The organism is Gordonia sp. KTR9 (genome assembly GCF_000143885.2).
Classification (GTDB): domain Bacteria; phylum Actinomycetota; class Actinomycetes; order Mycobacteriales; family Mycobacteriaceae; genus Gordonia.
Genome location: NC_018581.1, coordinates 1,073,748 through 1,087,906, shown reverse-complemented (window position 1 = coordinate 1,087,906; position 14,159 = coordinate 1,073,748). Strand labels below are relative to the sequence as shown.

At 69.4% G+C, this 14,159-nt stretch carries 12 protein-coding genes; 7 read left to right on the top strand and 5 right to left on the bottom strand.

Annotation, left to right across the window (positions count from 1 at the left end):
• Positions 1–67: 67 nt before the first annotated feature.
• Positions 68–1,228, bottom strand: coding sequence for a glycosyltransferase family 4 protein (locus tag KTR9_RS05670; RefSeq protein WP_044507623.1), 1,161 nt, complete (start codon positions 1,226–1,228; stop codon positions 68–70).
• A gap of 109 nt (positions 1,229–1,337) precedes the next feature.
• Here KTR9_RS05670 and KTR9_RS05665 point away from each other — a divergent pair, with 109 nt between their 5' ends.
• Positions 1,338–1,958, top strand: coding sequence for a Type 1 glutamine amidotransferase-like domain-containing protein (locus tag KTR9_RS05665; protein ID WP_014925591.1), 621 nt, complete (start codon positions 1,338–1,340; stop codon positions 1,956–1,958).
• Here the strand turns inward: KTR9_RS05665 and KTR9_RS05660 are convergent.
• Positions 1,939–2,445, bottom strand: coding sequence for a hypothetical protein (locus tag KTR9_RS05660; protein ID WP_044505986.1), 507 nt, complete (start codon positions 2,443–2,445; stop codon positions 1,939–1,941). The two genes, KTR9_RS05665 and KTR9_RS05660, sit on opposite strands and share 20 nt — an antisense overlap.
• Positions 2,446–2,517: 72 nt before the next feature.
• Positions 2,518–4,221: a 2-succinyl-5-enolpyruvyl-6-hydroxy-3-cyclohexene-1-carboxylic-acid synthase gene (menD, locus tag KTR9_RS05655; RefSeq protein WP_044505984.1), complete on the bottom strand. Its 1,704-nt coding sequence runs from the start codon at positions 4,219–4,221 to the stop codon at positions 2,518–2,520.
• 61 nt (positions 4,222–4,282) lie between these two features.
• On the opposite strand from menD, the gene KTR9_RS05650 reads away from it, so the two are divergent.
• The 4 genes from KTR9_RS05650 (at position 4,283) to KTR9_RS05635 (ending at position 8,150) form a co-directional block, all read left to right on the top strand.
• The gene (locus tag KTR9_RS05650) at positions 4,283–4,900 is read left to right on the top strand and encodes a class I SAM-dependent methyltransferase (protein WP_014925588.1); all 618 of its coding nucleotides are present in this window, start codon (positions 4,283–4,285) and stop codon (positions 4,898–4,900) included.
• Positions 4,901–4,995: 95 nt separating this feature from the next.
• Positions 4,996–6,081 carry an AbrB family transcriptional regulator gene (locus KTR9_RS05645; RefSeq protein ID WP_014925587.1) on the top strand — a complete coding sequence of 362 codons (1,086 nt, stop codon included), beginning with the start codon at positions 4,996–4,998 and terminating at the stop codon, positions 6,079–6,081.
• A 57-nt stretch (positions 6,082–6,138) separates the two neighbouring features.
• Positions 6,139–7,446: a saccharopine dehydrogenase family protein gene (locus tag KTR9_RS05640; protein WP_044505982.1), complete on the top strand. Its 1,308-nt coding sequence runs from the start codon at positions 6,139–6,141 to the stop codon at positions 7,444–7,446.
• 257 nt (positions 7,447–7,703) lie between these two features.
• Positions 7,704–8,150: an Hsp20/alpha crystallin family protein gene (locus KTR9_RS05635; protein ID WP_014925585.1), complete on the top strand. Its 447-nt coding sequence runs from the start codon at positions 7,704–7,706 to the stop codon at positions 8,148–8,150.
• A 125-nt stretch (positions 8,151–8,275) separates the two neighbouring features.
• Here KTR9_RS05635 and KTR9_RS05630 read toward each other — a convergent pair whose 3' ends face one another.
• Positions 8,276–9,481 carry an EAL domain-containing protein gene (locus KTR9_RS05630; protein ID WP_014925584.1) on the bottom strand — a complete coding sequence of 402 codons (1,206 nt, stop codon included), beginning with the start codon at positions 9,479–9,481 and terminating at the stop codon, positions 8,276–8,278.
• Between the two features lie 462 nt (positions 9,482–9,943).
• On the opposite strand from KTR9_RS05630, the gene KTR9_RS05625 reads away from it, so the two are divergent.
• Entirely contained in the window at positions 9,944–11,149 is a 1,206-nt protein-coding gene (locus tag KTR9_RS05625; protein ID WP_238554036.1) for a GGDEF domain-containing protein, read from the top strand.
• On the opposite strand, the gene KTR9_RS05620 is transcribed toward KTR9_RS05625, so the two are convergent.
• Positions 11,095–11,853 (bottom strand): hypothetical protein, encoded by a 759-nt coding sequence (locus tag KTR9_RS05620; protein ID WP_014925582.1) that lies wholly within the window; start codon positions 11,851–11,853, stop codon positions 11,095–11,097. The two genes, KTR9_RS05625 and KTR9_RS05620, sit on opposite strands and share 55 nt — an antisense overlap.
• A gap of 170 nt (positions 11,854–12,023) precedes the next feature.
• Here KTR9_RS05620 and KTR9_RS05615 point away from each other — a divergent pair, with 170 nt between their 5' ends.
• Complete coding sequence (locus tag KTR9_RS05615) at positions 12,024–14,150, top strand: Rv1355c family protein (RefSeq protein WP_014925581.1); 2,127 nt, start codon at positions 12,024–12,026, stop codon at positions 14,148–14,150.
• The last annotated feature ends 9 nt before the right edge of the window (positions 14,151–14,159 follow it).

Sequence of the window (14,159 nt, the reverse complement as noted above, 5' to 3'; positions counted from 1 at the left end):
TCACGCTACCGGGCGGCGCGGGTCGGACTGCCGTGAGGTTCGTCGCCGAAGGAGCGGCCCCCGCACCTCAGGCCGGCCGCCCCACCTCGGTCACGACCCCACCACCGGTCACGGCGGCGTAGTGGTTCACCAGCTCCGCGCACACCGACGGCCACGTGCGGGCGCGCACGGCCTGCACCGCCGCGCGGCCGAAGGCCGCTCGCACCGACTCGTCGTGCAGTGACTCGACGATCGAGGGGAGCGCGTCGGCGAAGCTCGCGACCTCCAGCAGGTATCCGGTCCGGAAGGCCGAGACCAGGTCGCGCGGGCCGCCCGCGTCGGGACCGATCACCGGCAGCCCGCTGGCCATCGCCTCCTGGATGGCCTGGCAGAACGTCTCGTGTTCGCCCGCGTGCACGAACACGTCGAAGCCGGCATACGCGCGCGCCAGCGCCTCACCGCGCAGTTCACCGGTGAACACCGCATCGGGCATGACACGTTCGAGCCGGTCCCGCTCGGGACCGTCGCCGACGATCACCAGCTGGACTCGCGGGTTCCCGGACAGCCCGGCGAGCCGCTCCACGTGCTTCTCCGGAGCGAGCCGTCCCACGAACCCGACGATGAGGGCGTCGTCGTGTGCTCTCGACCCCAGCCACTCCGCGCGCAGTGACGCGTCGCGTTTGTCCGGCGAGAAGAGACCCACATCCACCCCGCGGCCCCACCGCGCGAGCCGCGGCACGCCGTGTGCGGCGAGTACCTCCAACGTCGCCGTCGACGGCGCGAGGGTGAGGTCGCACATCTCGTGCAACCGGCGCGTGTATCGCCACGCGAGCTTCTCCACCGCACCCAGCCGGTAGGCCGCGGCGAATCCGGCGACATCGGTCTGGAACACGGCCACCACGGGCACGCCGAGCGCTCGGGCGGCGAGCGCGCCGGCGGCACCCACCACGAACGGCGACGCCAGGTGCACCACGTCCGGTTCGAAGTCGCGCAGGGTGCGGTATAGCAGCGGCGACGGCACTCCCACCGGAAGCGAGGTCACCCGCGGCACCTGCACGGCCGGCAGCAGGTGCACCGGGGTCCGGCGGCCGACCAGCCGCGGCCCGCCCGGCTCGCCGCGCGGGGTGTCGGGTGCGATGACGACGGCGGTGTGCCCGGTGGACTCGAGATGGTCGACAACCCGGAGGACGGAGTTGACCACCCCGTTCATCTGGGGCAGGAAGCTCTCGGCGACGATCGCGACGCGCATGAGCACGATGGTCGACCGTGGACGTGACCGGCCCGCACTCCGGGACGTGTCGGTCCGCCCAATTCGGGGTGAACACCTCCTTGCCCGCGCACCAGGGCACAGTGGAGAGGTGGCCGACACCCACCTGCTGCTGCTGAGCCGCTGGCTCACCCCCGTGCCGGGGTTCCTCACGCCGCTCACCGGGCCGGGCTGCCGCATCGGCTACCTGCCCACCGCGTCGTCGATCTATCCCGATCACGCGTGGCTCGACCTCGAGCGGGACACGCTACGTCAGCAGGGATACGAGGTGACCGAGCTCGACCCGGAAACATCCGGCACGACTGCCTTCGCCCGGCGACTCGGGGAGGTCGATGCCGTCTTCGTCGCCGGCGGCAACACTTTTCACCTGCTCGGCGCGCTGCGGGCGGCCGGCGCCGACCGTGTGCTCGTCGACGCGGTACGAGCCGGCCTGCCCTACATCGGGGTCAGTGCAGGCGCCGCGGTGGTGGGCCCCGACATCGCGCCGCTGGCACTTCTCGACGATCCCACCGAAACCGCTCCCCTGACCTCGACCGAAGGTCTCGGGCTCGTCGGGGTCACGGTGATCCCGCACGCGGAGGGCACGGTCGGGGGTCGCGGCCCGGTCGAGGCGACGCGGAGACTATTCGGTGCCGGCCACCGGCTTCATTTCCTGCGTGACGACGAGGCGATCGTCGTCACCGGCGAAACCCTCAGGGTGATCCCGGGCTGACCGTCTCGTCGCGCTCGGCCGTGTCTCCTTCGGCCGCAACGGCATCCGGCTCGTCCGGCTCGTCGCGTCGCGCCCAGCGCCGGCTGAACTCCGCGACCGCGACCATCAGCAGGCCGACGACCAGCCACGCCCCGACGACCACGGACAGGGCCGGGATGATCGACAGCACCGCGGTGCGACCGGTCGGGCGTGCGAGATCGGGGTTGTAGACCGCGTAGTCCACGCTGATGCGCTGCCCCTCACTCAGCTCCGTCGGATACAGCAACCCGAAGCGCGGGCTGTGGAACGAACCGTCGGGCGTCTGGAAGTTCACCGCGGCATGCAGGCTGTCCACGGAGACGACCTCGGCCATCACGGTCGCCTTGCTCGCCTCGATCGTCGAGTCGTTCTTGAAGCACCCGGCGATCAGGGTCAGCGCCATGAAGGTGATCGTGACGCCGACGACGAGCAGACCGAGCTGCACGCGTCGCTGGATCACCGGATTCATGCCGTTCAGCCTAGCGGGCATCGATCGGGCGGTTCGTGCCCCGACCACCGCTGCCGTGTCACCGCCGCCGCGCTACCGCAGACGTGCCGCGATCGCCGCGTGCACGGCTCGCAGCCGCTCCCGGTCGGTGGCGACCTCGACGACCTCGATACCGCCCGACACCGGGTCCTGCGCCAGCACCGCACCCAGTTCGCCGACGGTGACCCGCCGATGCGGGATGTGGAAACCCGCGCACATCGACGCGATGTCGGTGCGGTGAGGTGTGCCGAAGACCCGTTCGTATGCTCCCGCGTACACCCCGGTGTTGTACCGCGGATCGCCCTGTTCCAGCAGGCCGAAGATGCCGCCGCCGTCGTCGTTGGCGACCACGATCCGCAGCGACGACGGGCGCGGCTCCCCGGGTCCGACGACCAGACCGGTCGCGTCGTGCACGAACGTCAGGTCACCCATCAGCGCGATGGTCCGCGCGCCGGCCCGGTCCCGGTCGAGCGCCATCGCGGCACCGATCGCCGTCGAGTTGGTGCCGTCGATACCCGCGACGCCGCGGTTGGACAGGACCCGCACGCCGTCGGCGATCCGACCGGCCAGGGCGATGTCGCGGATCGGGTTGCTGGCCCCGACGACGAGTTGGTCACCCGCGGCCATGGCGTCGCCGACCGCGCGTGCGACGTGGAGTCCGGTCGCCGGCCCCGGTTCGTCGAGTTCGGCGGTCACGGCGAACGCCACGCGTTCCTGGACCGCCGCGCACTCCTTGAGCCAGTCCTCACGCGGTTCGCCGACGACCTCGATGCGCGTCCCGGTCGCGTAGACGTTGCCGGAGACGTCCGGCCAGCGCGGCCCGGTGGTCAGTGCGTAGACCCGGACCTCGGGGTCGGCGAGCAGGCGGGACACCCCGCGATGCAGCGTCGGCCGGCCGCAGATGATCGCCTGCTGGGGCCGCACCGAGCCGAGGCCCAGCGGATGCAGCGGCGTCGTCGCACGCGGAGCCGTCGGCTCGGCGACCGTCGGGACCCCCGCCAGACCCGGATGGACGCCCGATCCGTGCCCCGACACGACCACGGTGTCCAGGGACAGGTCGATGGGCAGCGGGACATCGAGTCGGCCGACGGGCGCCTGCGTCCAGGGCAGTCCCCCGGGCCGGCCGGAGAAAGTGCCGAGGTCACTCGTCGGGTCGGCGCCCACGAGCTCGTCCGGGTCGGGGACCAACGGTTCGCGCAGCGGGATGTCGAACTGCACCGGGCCGGCATTGCCGGTACGGGCGCCACGCGCGGCGGCCAGGACGCGGCCGACCGCCGACCGCCACTGACTGTTGGTGTCGAGATCCTGTTCGGCGAGACCGAGACTGATCGCCGCGCGCACCTGGGTCCCGAAGATGCCGAACTGTTCGACGGTCTGATTGGCGCCGGAGCCGAGGAGCTCATAGGGACGGTTGGCACTGATGACGACGAGCGGCACCCGCGCGTAGTTCGCCTCGAAGACGGCCGGTCCCATGTTCGCGACGGCGGTGCCGCTGGTCATCACGATGGGTACGGGCTGCCCCGACGACACCGCGAGCCCGAGCGCCAGATACCCGGCCGACCGCTCGTCGATCCGCACGTGCAGCCGGAGACGCCCGGTGGCATCGGCGGCGTGCAGAGCGAAGGCGAGCGGCGCATTGCGCGATCCCGGGCACAAGACGGCCTCACGGACACCGCCGCGGATCATCTCGTCGACGATGACCCGGGCCTGCAGCGTGGACGGGTTGGGCCCCGGGGCGTTCTGGGCCGGTCGGTTCATCCCACAAGACTAGGTACCCGAGTTTCGACATCGCGGCGGGGAGCGGCGTTACCCTCGTCACGTGGGCTTTTACGACGACCGAGTCCTGCCGCACCTCATCGAACGCACCTGCGGCATGGCCGCATTGACACCGCTGCGAGCGCGGGCCTGCGCCCCGTTGTCCGGCCGGATGGTCGAGATCGGATTCGGTTCGGGCCTCAACGTCGGCGTCTACCCGGTCGCGCTCAGCGAGGTCGCGGCGGTCGAACCGTCCGCGGTCGGCTGGTCGATGGCCGCCGAACGCGTCGCCGCCTCACCGGTGCCCATCGAACGCGCCGGACTCGACGGCCAACGACTCCCCTTCGACGACGACTCCTTCGACTCCGCGCTCACCACCTTCACCCTGTGCACCATCCCCGATGTGAGGGCGGCGCTCGGCGAGCTGCGACGCGTGTTGCGCCCCGACGGCCGGCTTGCATTCCTCGAACACGGCCGCGCACCGGACTCCCGCGTCCGCCGATGGCAGCGGCGACTCGAGCCGGTCCAGAAGCGCGTCGCGGGCGGTTGCCATCTCACCCGCGACGTGCGAGCCGCACTGACCGCCGCCGGCTTCGCACTCGGAACCGTCGACGAGTTCTATCAGCCGGGCGTCCCGAAACCGTTCGGTGCGTTGAGCCTCGGGACCGCCCGACCCGCCTGAGCGTCGACCCGCTCGATTCGCCCCGCTCGCTCCGCTCCCGGCGGCGGGCTCCACTCGCCCCGCTCGCTCCCGGCGGCGGGCCTAGGGTGGACCCAGTGCGTCGCTGGACAGTGCTGGTACTCCTCACCGCGGTCGCGACGCTGGTGCTCGAGGTGTTCGACGTCGACGCCGCGGCCCTGTTCGCGGGCCTCGTGGTCGCGGGTGCCCTCGCGATCGCCGGCCGGGCACCCGGGCGGACGCACACCGGTTCCGACGATTCCGACGACCCGATCGTCCCGCGGTGGGCGTTCGTGGCGTCGCAGGGCGTCCTCGGGGTCTTCATCGGCACGATGGCCGAGCCGGAGACGATCAGCGGCCTCGGGTCGTCGTGGTTCCCGGTCCTCGTCATCGGTCTGGGCACGCTCGTCATCTCCATCGCATGCGGCGCCCTTCTCGGACTGCGCCGCGACGTCGATCCGCTGACCGGCTCCCTGGCGCTCGTCGCCGGCGGGGCGTCCGGACTGGTGGCGCTGACCCGCGAATTCGGTGGCGACGAGCGGATGGTCGCGGTCATCCAGTACCTGCGCGTCGCGCTGGTGACCGTCACCATCCCGCTGGTCGCCTCCCTCGTGTTCGGCGCCGACGGCGACGCGGTCACGCCGGGCGCCGACGCGTGGTCGGCGGAAAGCCTGCAGGATCAGGCCTGGGGCCTGCTGCTGCTCGCGGTGTGCCTCGGCGTGGGGATTCCGCTCGGCCGGTTGCTGCGCATGCCCGCCGCCGGTCTGCTCGGTCCGCTGGCGCTGGCGACCGTGGCCGAGCTGACCGGGATCGCCGGTTCCGCGGAGGTCTCCCCCGCCCTGCTCGCCGTCGCCTACGCGGTGATCGGATGGCAGGCGGGTCTGGGTTTCACGATGCCGCGACTGCGTGCGATCGGCCGCGTCCTGCCCCTCGCGCTGGTGCTGATCCTCGCCATCGGGGCCGGCTGCGCACTTCTGGGCGTGGTGCTCTCGGCATGGACCGGCGAGTCGATGTTCGACTGCTATCTGGCGACGACACCGGGCGGCATCTACGCGGTGCTCGCCGCCGCCACCGGGGCCGGCGGGAACGTCGCCTTCGTCGTCGCCGCCCAGATCCTGCGCGTGCTGCTCATGCTGTTCGTGGCGCCCTTCGCGGCCCGTCTCGCCGCGCGGCGGTCGCCGTGAGCGTCCCGGACCGGTCGGCGCTTACGTGTGACCCGCGTCCCACGTAAAGTCGGGGAGATGAGCGGGGAATCGAACATCGACAGCACATCCACTCCCGACAACCGATCCACCGGGCACGGTCGCGAATTCGACGTCGTCGTCTACGGCGCCAGCGGCTTCGTCGGTGAACTCACGGCGCGGTATCTGGCCGATCACGCGCCCATCGGCACGAAGATCGCACTCGCGGGACGCAACGAGTCGAAGCTGACCGACGCCCGCAAACGACTGCCGCTGCGAGCGCACGACTGGCCGCTGATCATCGCCGACGCGGAGTCGCCCGCGGCGCTCGACGCCATGGTCGCGCGCACCCAGGTCGTCTGCACCACCGTGGGTCCCTACCTCAAGTACGGCGAGGCCCTCGTGGTGGCGGCGGCCACCGCCGGCACCGACTACGTCGATCTGACCGGCGAGGTCCCGTTCGTCCGCTACTCCATCGACAAGGTCCACGAGGTCGCCGCCGCCTCCGGGGCACGCATCGTCCACTCCTGCGGCTTCGACTCCGTACCGTCCGACATCACCACCTACGCGCTGTACAAGAAGGTCTCCGACGACGACGCCGGCGAGATGACCGACACCACCCTCGTGGTGGCGTCGATGCGCGGCGGGATCTCCGGCGGCACGATCGACTCCATGCGGGTCATCGCCGAGGAGGCACGTAACGCGCAGTCGCGGCGGCTCATGCTCAACCCGCAGGCATTGTCGAGCGGCCCGGGCGACGTGCCGCGGGTCAGCCTGTCCGACGAGCCGAGCGACCTGTCCATCATCAACGCCAAGAAGGTCGACCCGTCGCTGCGCGGAACGCTCGCCCCCTTCTTCATGGCGGCACACAACACCCGGATCGTCCGACGGTCGAATGCGTTGCTGGACAACGCCTATGGCAAGAACTTCCACTACGCGGAGACGATGAGCGTGGGCAGCGTCCCCGCGGTGTCGACCCTGCTCGCCGGCGCGGTCGCGGTCGGCACCGGCGCGTTCATGGGGGCGATGAGCTTCGGCCCCACGCGTCGGGTCCTCGACCGCGTGCTGCCGAAACCCGGTGACGGACCGAGCGAAAAGGCCCGTGACAGCGGATATTTCGTGGTCGACACATTCACGCGGACCACCACCGGCCGACGATACCGGGCTCGGATGCGCGCCCAGGGCGACCCCGGGTACAAGGCCACCGCGGTGATGCTCGCCGAGAGTGCATTGGCACTGGCCCTCGACCGCGACCGGCTGCCCAAACGCTCCGGGGTGCTGACCACGGCGGTGGCGATGGGCGACGCCCTCGTCGACCGCCTGCGCAACGCCGGCTTCACCATCGACGCCACCGAGCTCACGGACTGACCAACTCCTCATCCGACGACGCCCGACCGCGCCGTTCGACCCCGCTCCGGGTCGTCCCTGCTATTCCGGGACCACCACCGGCACAGTCGAACTCGCGGCCGGGCGGTGTCGTTTCCATGGTCGGAAATTTTCTGGCACTCTCACCCCTGGAGTGCTAGACGAGCCCGGGATCCGGTGCTATCTTCGTTGGCAGTACAGCGATGAACTGCTCGTCTGACGGGTGGCGAGCAGCCTTGTAGAACAGGAGGTGAACTGCTGTGCTTCGTTTCGATCCCTTTTCCGACATGGATGCCTGGACCCGAGGCATGATGACCGGTTCAGCGGCCGGAACCGCCCGCACTCCCCGTTTCATGCCTCTGGACCTTTATAAGGTCGAGGATCACTATCTGCTCGTCGCCGATCTGCCGGGCGCCGACCCCGGCTCCATCGACGTGAGTGTCGACAACGGCGTCCTGACGTTGTCCGCCCAGCGGAGTACGCCATCCGACGAAGGCGTGCAGTGGCTGACCAGCGAACGATTCTCCGGAACCTACCGCCGCCAGCTGACTCTCGGCGACGCCATCGACAGCTCGGCGATCTCGGCGCGCTACGACAACGGCGTCCTCACCGTGACGATCCCGGTCGCCGAGAAGGCCAAGCCGCGGCGGATCGAGGTGGAGAGTTCCGGCCGACCACAAGCGATCGAGACCGGGACGGTCACGTGACCGCCGCCCGCTGAACGCGGGTGATCTCTTGCCCCCCTTGAGGTGTGAGCGAAGCGAGCCATCGCTCCTCACACCTCAGGGTGCGGCGCGGCTCGCTCACAACACATTCCGGCCGAGAGCGATCTTCAGGAATCGGATCCGAACAGGTCCGCGAGGGGCGCGGGCCGACCGAACAGGTAGCCCTGGGCGTAGTCGAAGCCGAACTCCTCCAGTATCGGGAGCACCTCTTCGGACTCGATGCCCTCGGCCACCATCTGCACCCCGGTGGCCGCGGCCATCTCGCCGATCGCCCGGACGACGGCGCGGTCCGGGGAGCTGTCGGCCAGTTGCGCGATCAGGGTCCGGTCGACCTTCAGCACATCCACCGGGAGGTCCCGGACGTAGCGAAGCGCCGAGAACCCGGCGCCCAGGTCGTCGATGCAGATCGTGCAACCGAGATCGTGCAGTGCGTCGATCGCCCGCGAGGCGGACGTGTCCACGCGGATCGCCTGATCCTCGCGCACCTCGACCCAGACCCTCGACGGGTCCACGCCGTGTCCGTCGATCAGCCCGGCAACATAGGAGACGAGCCCGTCGTCCCACAGCTGCTGTCCGGACAGGTTGAGCGAGACGAACGTGTTCGCGCCGACTTTCCGGGTGATCTCGCCCGACAGGTCCCGGATGGCCTCGCCGATCGCATGCCGCCCGATGGGCGCCAACAGCGAGATCCCCTCGGCCACAGAAAGAAATGCGTCCGGAGCGAGGACACCGAGTTCGGTGTGCCACCGGAGCAGGGACTCATAACCGACGACCCGCCGGTCGCAGACTGAGACGATCGGCTGATAGAAGACGGAGAAGTCGCGCTCGACCGACCGGGTCAGCCAGCCGGCGAGATCGACCTCGGCCCGGATGTGACGTTGCATGGTGGGGGAGGCGAACACGACGGCCCGTCGGCTGCTGAGCGCGACGCACAGCGCGGCGTCCGCGTGGCGGACCAGATCGTCCTCGGAACTCGCCTCGAGCTGCTCGTCGCCGACGGCGACACCCATGCACACGTCGAGGAACCAGCTGCGCTCGCCGTCACTCACGGAGTGGGCGCCGAGTTTGGTGCGGGCCGCCTCGATCAGTGCGTTGCGTCCGAGTTCCTCGTCACCGGCACCGGTCCACGGGAGGTAGATGAGCCAGTAGAAGTCTGACCGTCGGTGGAATCGAGCCTGCGGACTGATGGGCATCAGCACCTGCTCGATGAACCGTTCGGAGGCCGCGGCCGACGCCTCGTAGCCATACGCGACCACAGCACGGTGATACGGGTCGACCGACACCGCGATCACCGAGGTGCCGAACGTCAACACGACGTCATTCGCTGAATCCGATCCCCCCAGGCGGCGCCGGGCGCCGCAGTTCTCTACCGGCAGATTCTACCCAGCCGGCGTCCCCTTCGGAAGGCGGGCAACTCGACCCGGGTCGGGGTCCGGTCCGGGCGATATGACTGTTCTCACAAGTGCCTGGCAGTGGCGTCGAAACCGACGGCGGATTTTTCCGACCCCGGGACCGACGAGGGGGGCACATTGCTTTCTTATGTGATGTTCGAGAGTGCCCGGACCGGCGCGCGCGCCGTTTCGCGACTATTCTCGGCAGGTCTGCTAACGATTCCGAGAGTGACCGCAAAACTGCTGGTAAGGTGCTTTCATTGCCTATGCGTAGGACAGGAAAGATTGCGCGATTTCCGCCAATGCGGTCGCAGTGGCTTTAATGCGAATCTCGGCGAACAAGCGGCTGCCCGCACAGCCGCCGACGGAAAGCGGTCGTGGTTGATGGCGTTGATCAGGAGGGTGCTCCGTCGCTACGACGCCCGGTCGATGGCGACGCTGATCAGCACCGGTGGTGTCATCCCGCTACCGGTCATCAGCGTGCTCGCTCCCGAGACCCTCTACCCGGGCGGGATGCCGATCCTGTTGATCATCTGGTCGTTCATCGCTGTCGTCTTCGCGGTGACGGCCATCCGCGCTCGGCTGACCGATCTCGAGTTCGCGTTCCTCGGCGGCCTGGGCATCGTCGGGATCTGTGGCACGTCGATGATCCTGGCCTCGCCGCGTTCGTCGGCACTCGTCCTCGCGATCGTCGCGGTCATCCCGGCGATCGGCGCCATCTCGGCGACGACCCGGCTCATCCTGTCCCATCTGGCACTCGCGGTCGTGTGCGCCGCCTTCGTCCTGGCAGTCACCTCTCCCTCGCTGCCCGCCTACCTGATCAGCTTCGGCGCGATGCTCGGTCTGATCGTGGTGCCGGTCTTCCTCGTGGTCGCACTGCGCAAGTCGATGGAGGCCGTGCTGGACCAGCAGACCCGTCTCGTCGGAATCGATCCGCTGACCGGCCTGCTCAACCGTCGCGGTTTCCTGATCCGCGCCTCGCAACTCCTCTCGGCCGCACGCTCGTCCACCGGGTGGATCGGCATCCTGCTGCTCGACGTCGACCACTTCAAGAAGATCAACGACCAGTACGGTCACCTCGCCGGCGACGGCGTACTGCTGGCGGCGTCGGCAGCGATCCGTGAGCACGCGCCCGTCGGTTCGGAGGTCTGCCGCTACGGCGGCGAGGAGTTCCTCATGTTCCACGTGGTCCACGACGCCGACGAGCTCTGGCTCAGCGCCGAACGTCTTCGAGCAGCGGTGGCCGCCGCCGCGCCGGTGACGATCAGCGTCGGTGGTGTCTGCGCGCCGTTGCGCCTCGCGGGGGACGATCTCGTCTCGGGCCGCTACGAGACCGCCTCGTCCACCGACGACGTGATCGGCAACCTCCTGGGTCAGGCAGATGCCTGCGTGTACCAGGCCAAGGAGAACGGCCGGGATACCACGGTGATCGAGTCCATCGACGCGGTGATCTGGGACGACGGCGCACCCAGTGCCCATGCGGCCGACGCCGAGCGGACGGTGTCACCGCCGTCGGCGAGCCTGTACGAGGTGTTCTACCGGCGCCCGGCCGACTTCGTCGACATCGACAGCCGGACCAGCGGACGTTGAGTCGTGACCGCCTGCAGGGCGTCGGCCTCCCGACGCATCCGCTGCCAGGTCTCCGGGCTGGTGAGGCTGTTCAGGCGGACACGGTCCCACCACATGAGCCGGGTGCGGTAGCGGTCGTCCGGGAACGGGGTGGCCGGCACCGACTCGTCGACACGTCCGCCACCGGACTGCCAGCGCCGCAGGACGTGGTCGGCCGCGGTCGCCATCATGGCATCGACTCCGGACATCTCCATGATGACCAGTCCCAGCCGCGACAACTGCCCGGCAACCGAGCCCGCGATCGACGAGCGCTCGTCCACCCAGGCCGTCTTGACCTCGACGATGCCGCCGTGCAGACGCTCTTCGATGGCATTGACGAGCTGGACCTGACCGGGTTGGCCGGCCCATTCGACCAGCGCATGCGACTGCGCGGCCGCCTCGAACCGGGGCTGGACCCGCAGTCCGCCGACGACCTTGCCCTCGGCGTCGAGCACCGCGAAGAACATCGCCGTGCCCTCGCCGCCGGCGACCTCGTCGTACTCGAGCGCTGCGGCGCACCCGTGACGGTGGTATGAGGCGTCCGCGCCGGCGAGGTACTCGCGCCAGAGGGCGGGCTCGGACCGCGGGCTGGCCACGACCACCGAGTACTCCGTGCCGGTTTCGGGCGCGACCGATCGCAGCATGCCGGTGCGGACCACATCACTGGTAGTTGTCATCTTATTCATCGCAGTATTCCCTTCCAGGAATTAGGAAATTTAGAGACGAGATCTCCCCCGACCCCGCGTGTAATGCTGCCACAGGGGGGCATTTATGCACTCCCACAAGCGCACTTCTATTAACCGAACCGCCTCATTGGCGGTTGGCGTCGCGCAATCTCCTGCGACACCATGGGCGTATGCACACGCCGCCGGACGCCGCCGCCACCCTCTACTCACCGGATGAACTACCCGCCGAGTTGACCGCCGAACCCTCGCTGATTGTGTCCGATATCACCGAACGAACGGCCCGCGCACTCGACGAACTCCTCCCGCCCGCGGAGCCGGCGCTGTGGGACGAGGCGCCGCGTTTCGTGCACTTCCCCTGGCGTAATGCCCTCGTCAAGATCCCCGGTCCGCGCACGTTCCGACGACTCCGGCTCGACCGCAACCGACACAAGCTGACGGCCGCACAGCAGAGCGCCGCAGGCGACCTCCGGATCGGCATCGTCGGTTTGAGTGTGGGACATGCGATATCGCTCACCCTCGCACTCGAAGGACTTGCCGGCGAATTACGTCTGGCCGATTTCGACGAACTCGAACTGACAAATATGAATCGAATTCTGGCCACGCTCATGGATATTCATGACAACAAGGCAGTGATTGCCGCGCGGCGGATTTCTGAGATCGATCCCTATCTCACCACCGCCGTATACTCCGACGGAATAACAACCGAGAACATCGATGAATTCCTCGACGGCCTCGATCTCGTCGTCGAAGAATGCGATTCCTTCGATGTGAAGGTGCTCGTCCGCGAGAAGTGTCGGTCGCGCGGAATCCCCGTACTGATGGAAACCAGTGACGGTGGCACCCTCGATGTCGAGAGGTTCGACCTCGAACCCGATCGGCCTCTTTTCCATGGCCTGGCGGGCGATCTGCGGATCGAGGATCTCGTCGGACTCGACCGCGCGTCCCTGACCCCACTGGCCGTTCGGGTGCTCGAGCCGACGAAGGTCACCGCGCCGATGGCGGCGTCGGCCATCGAGCTCGGCCACACGGTCACCGCCTGGCCGCAACTCGGCGGCGATGTCCTGCTGGGCGGTGCCACGGTGGCCGCGGCGGTACGGCGCCTCGTCCAGGGCAAGCCCCTGAGCTCAGGACGGGTCCGCTTCGATCGCGACTCGTGGCTCGATGGTCTCGAGGACCCGATCGGGAAGGCTGTCGAGGACGGTGGTCGGCAGACGGCGGCCACACCCGAACCGCTGCCACCGCACGAGCAACCACCTGTGGAGGCGATGACCGACCTCGAGCTCGTCCTGCACGCCGCGAGGCGCGCGCCGTCGGCGGGCAACCAGCAGCCGTGGCAGATCACCGCCGACGAGGATGCCGTCACCATCACTCTGGACCGCACGCGTACCTCGACCCTGGATGTCGGACACCGGGCGTCGGCGGTGGCGGTGGGCGCGGCGCTGTACAACGCACGGATCGCGGCGACCGCGCGTGGTGTGCTCGACGACATCGAGATCGTCGACGACGCCGAGACCCTCGCCGGTCGGGCCCGGTTGAAGTGCCTCGACACCGGTTCACGGTCGCCGGGGGCGGAGGCGGAACTCAGCGCGCTGCTCGCCCGCGGAACCCGACGCGGTGTCGGGGACGGGTCCCCGCCGTCGGACGACGACCTCGCCCGGTTGCGCGACGCCGCCACGAGCGACCGGACCCGTCTACTGGCCCTCACCGACCGCGCGGACATCGACCGCTATGCATCGATCATCTCCCGCTCGGATCGCGCCCGGTTCCTGACGCCCGAGCTGCACGGCGAGATGTTCGAAGAGCTGACCGACGACCCGGCCGCCGCCGAGGGCATCGACGTCGCCTCGCTCGACCTGCCACCGGCCATGGCGGGCATGTTCGACGTGCTGCGCCGCGCCGACGTGATGGCCCTGCTCGACGAATGGGGTGGCGGCACCGCGCTCGGCGCCGACGCCGGGTCCCGGGTCGCGTCGTCGTCCGCGGTGCTTGTGCTGGTGCAGCGGGGCACGTCCGCCGGGGACTATCTGCGCGGCGGGATCGTGGCGGAGCAGTTGTGGGTCGCCGCCGAGCGGCTCGGGTTCGACGTGCATCCGATGACGCCGACGTTCCTGTATGCCGGCGACGACGAGACCGCGCGCGGGCTGTCGAGCAATCACGGCGACGAACTGGCCGCCCTGCGCCGCGAGATGCTCGACACGTGGCCGCTCGACGCCGACGAGGCACCCACCATCGTGCTGCGGCTGTCGCGCGCGGATTCGCCGTCGGTGGTGAGCCGGCGCCTGCCCACGGGCTCGTGAGGGGGCGGG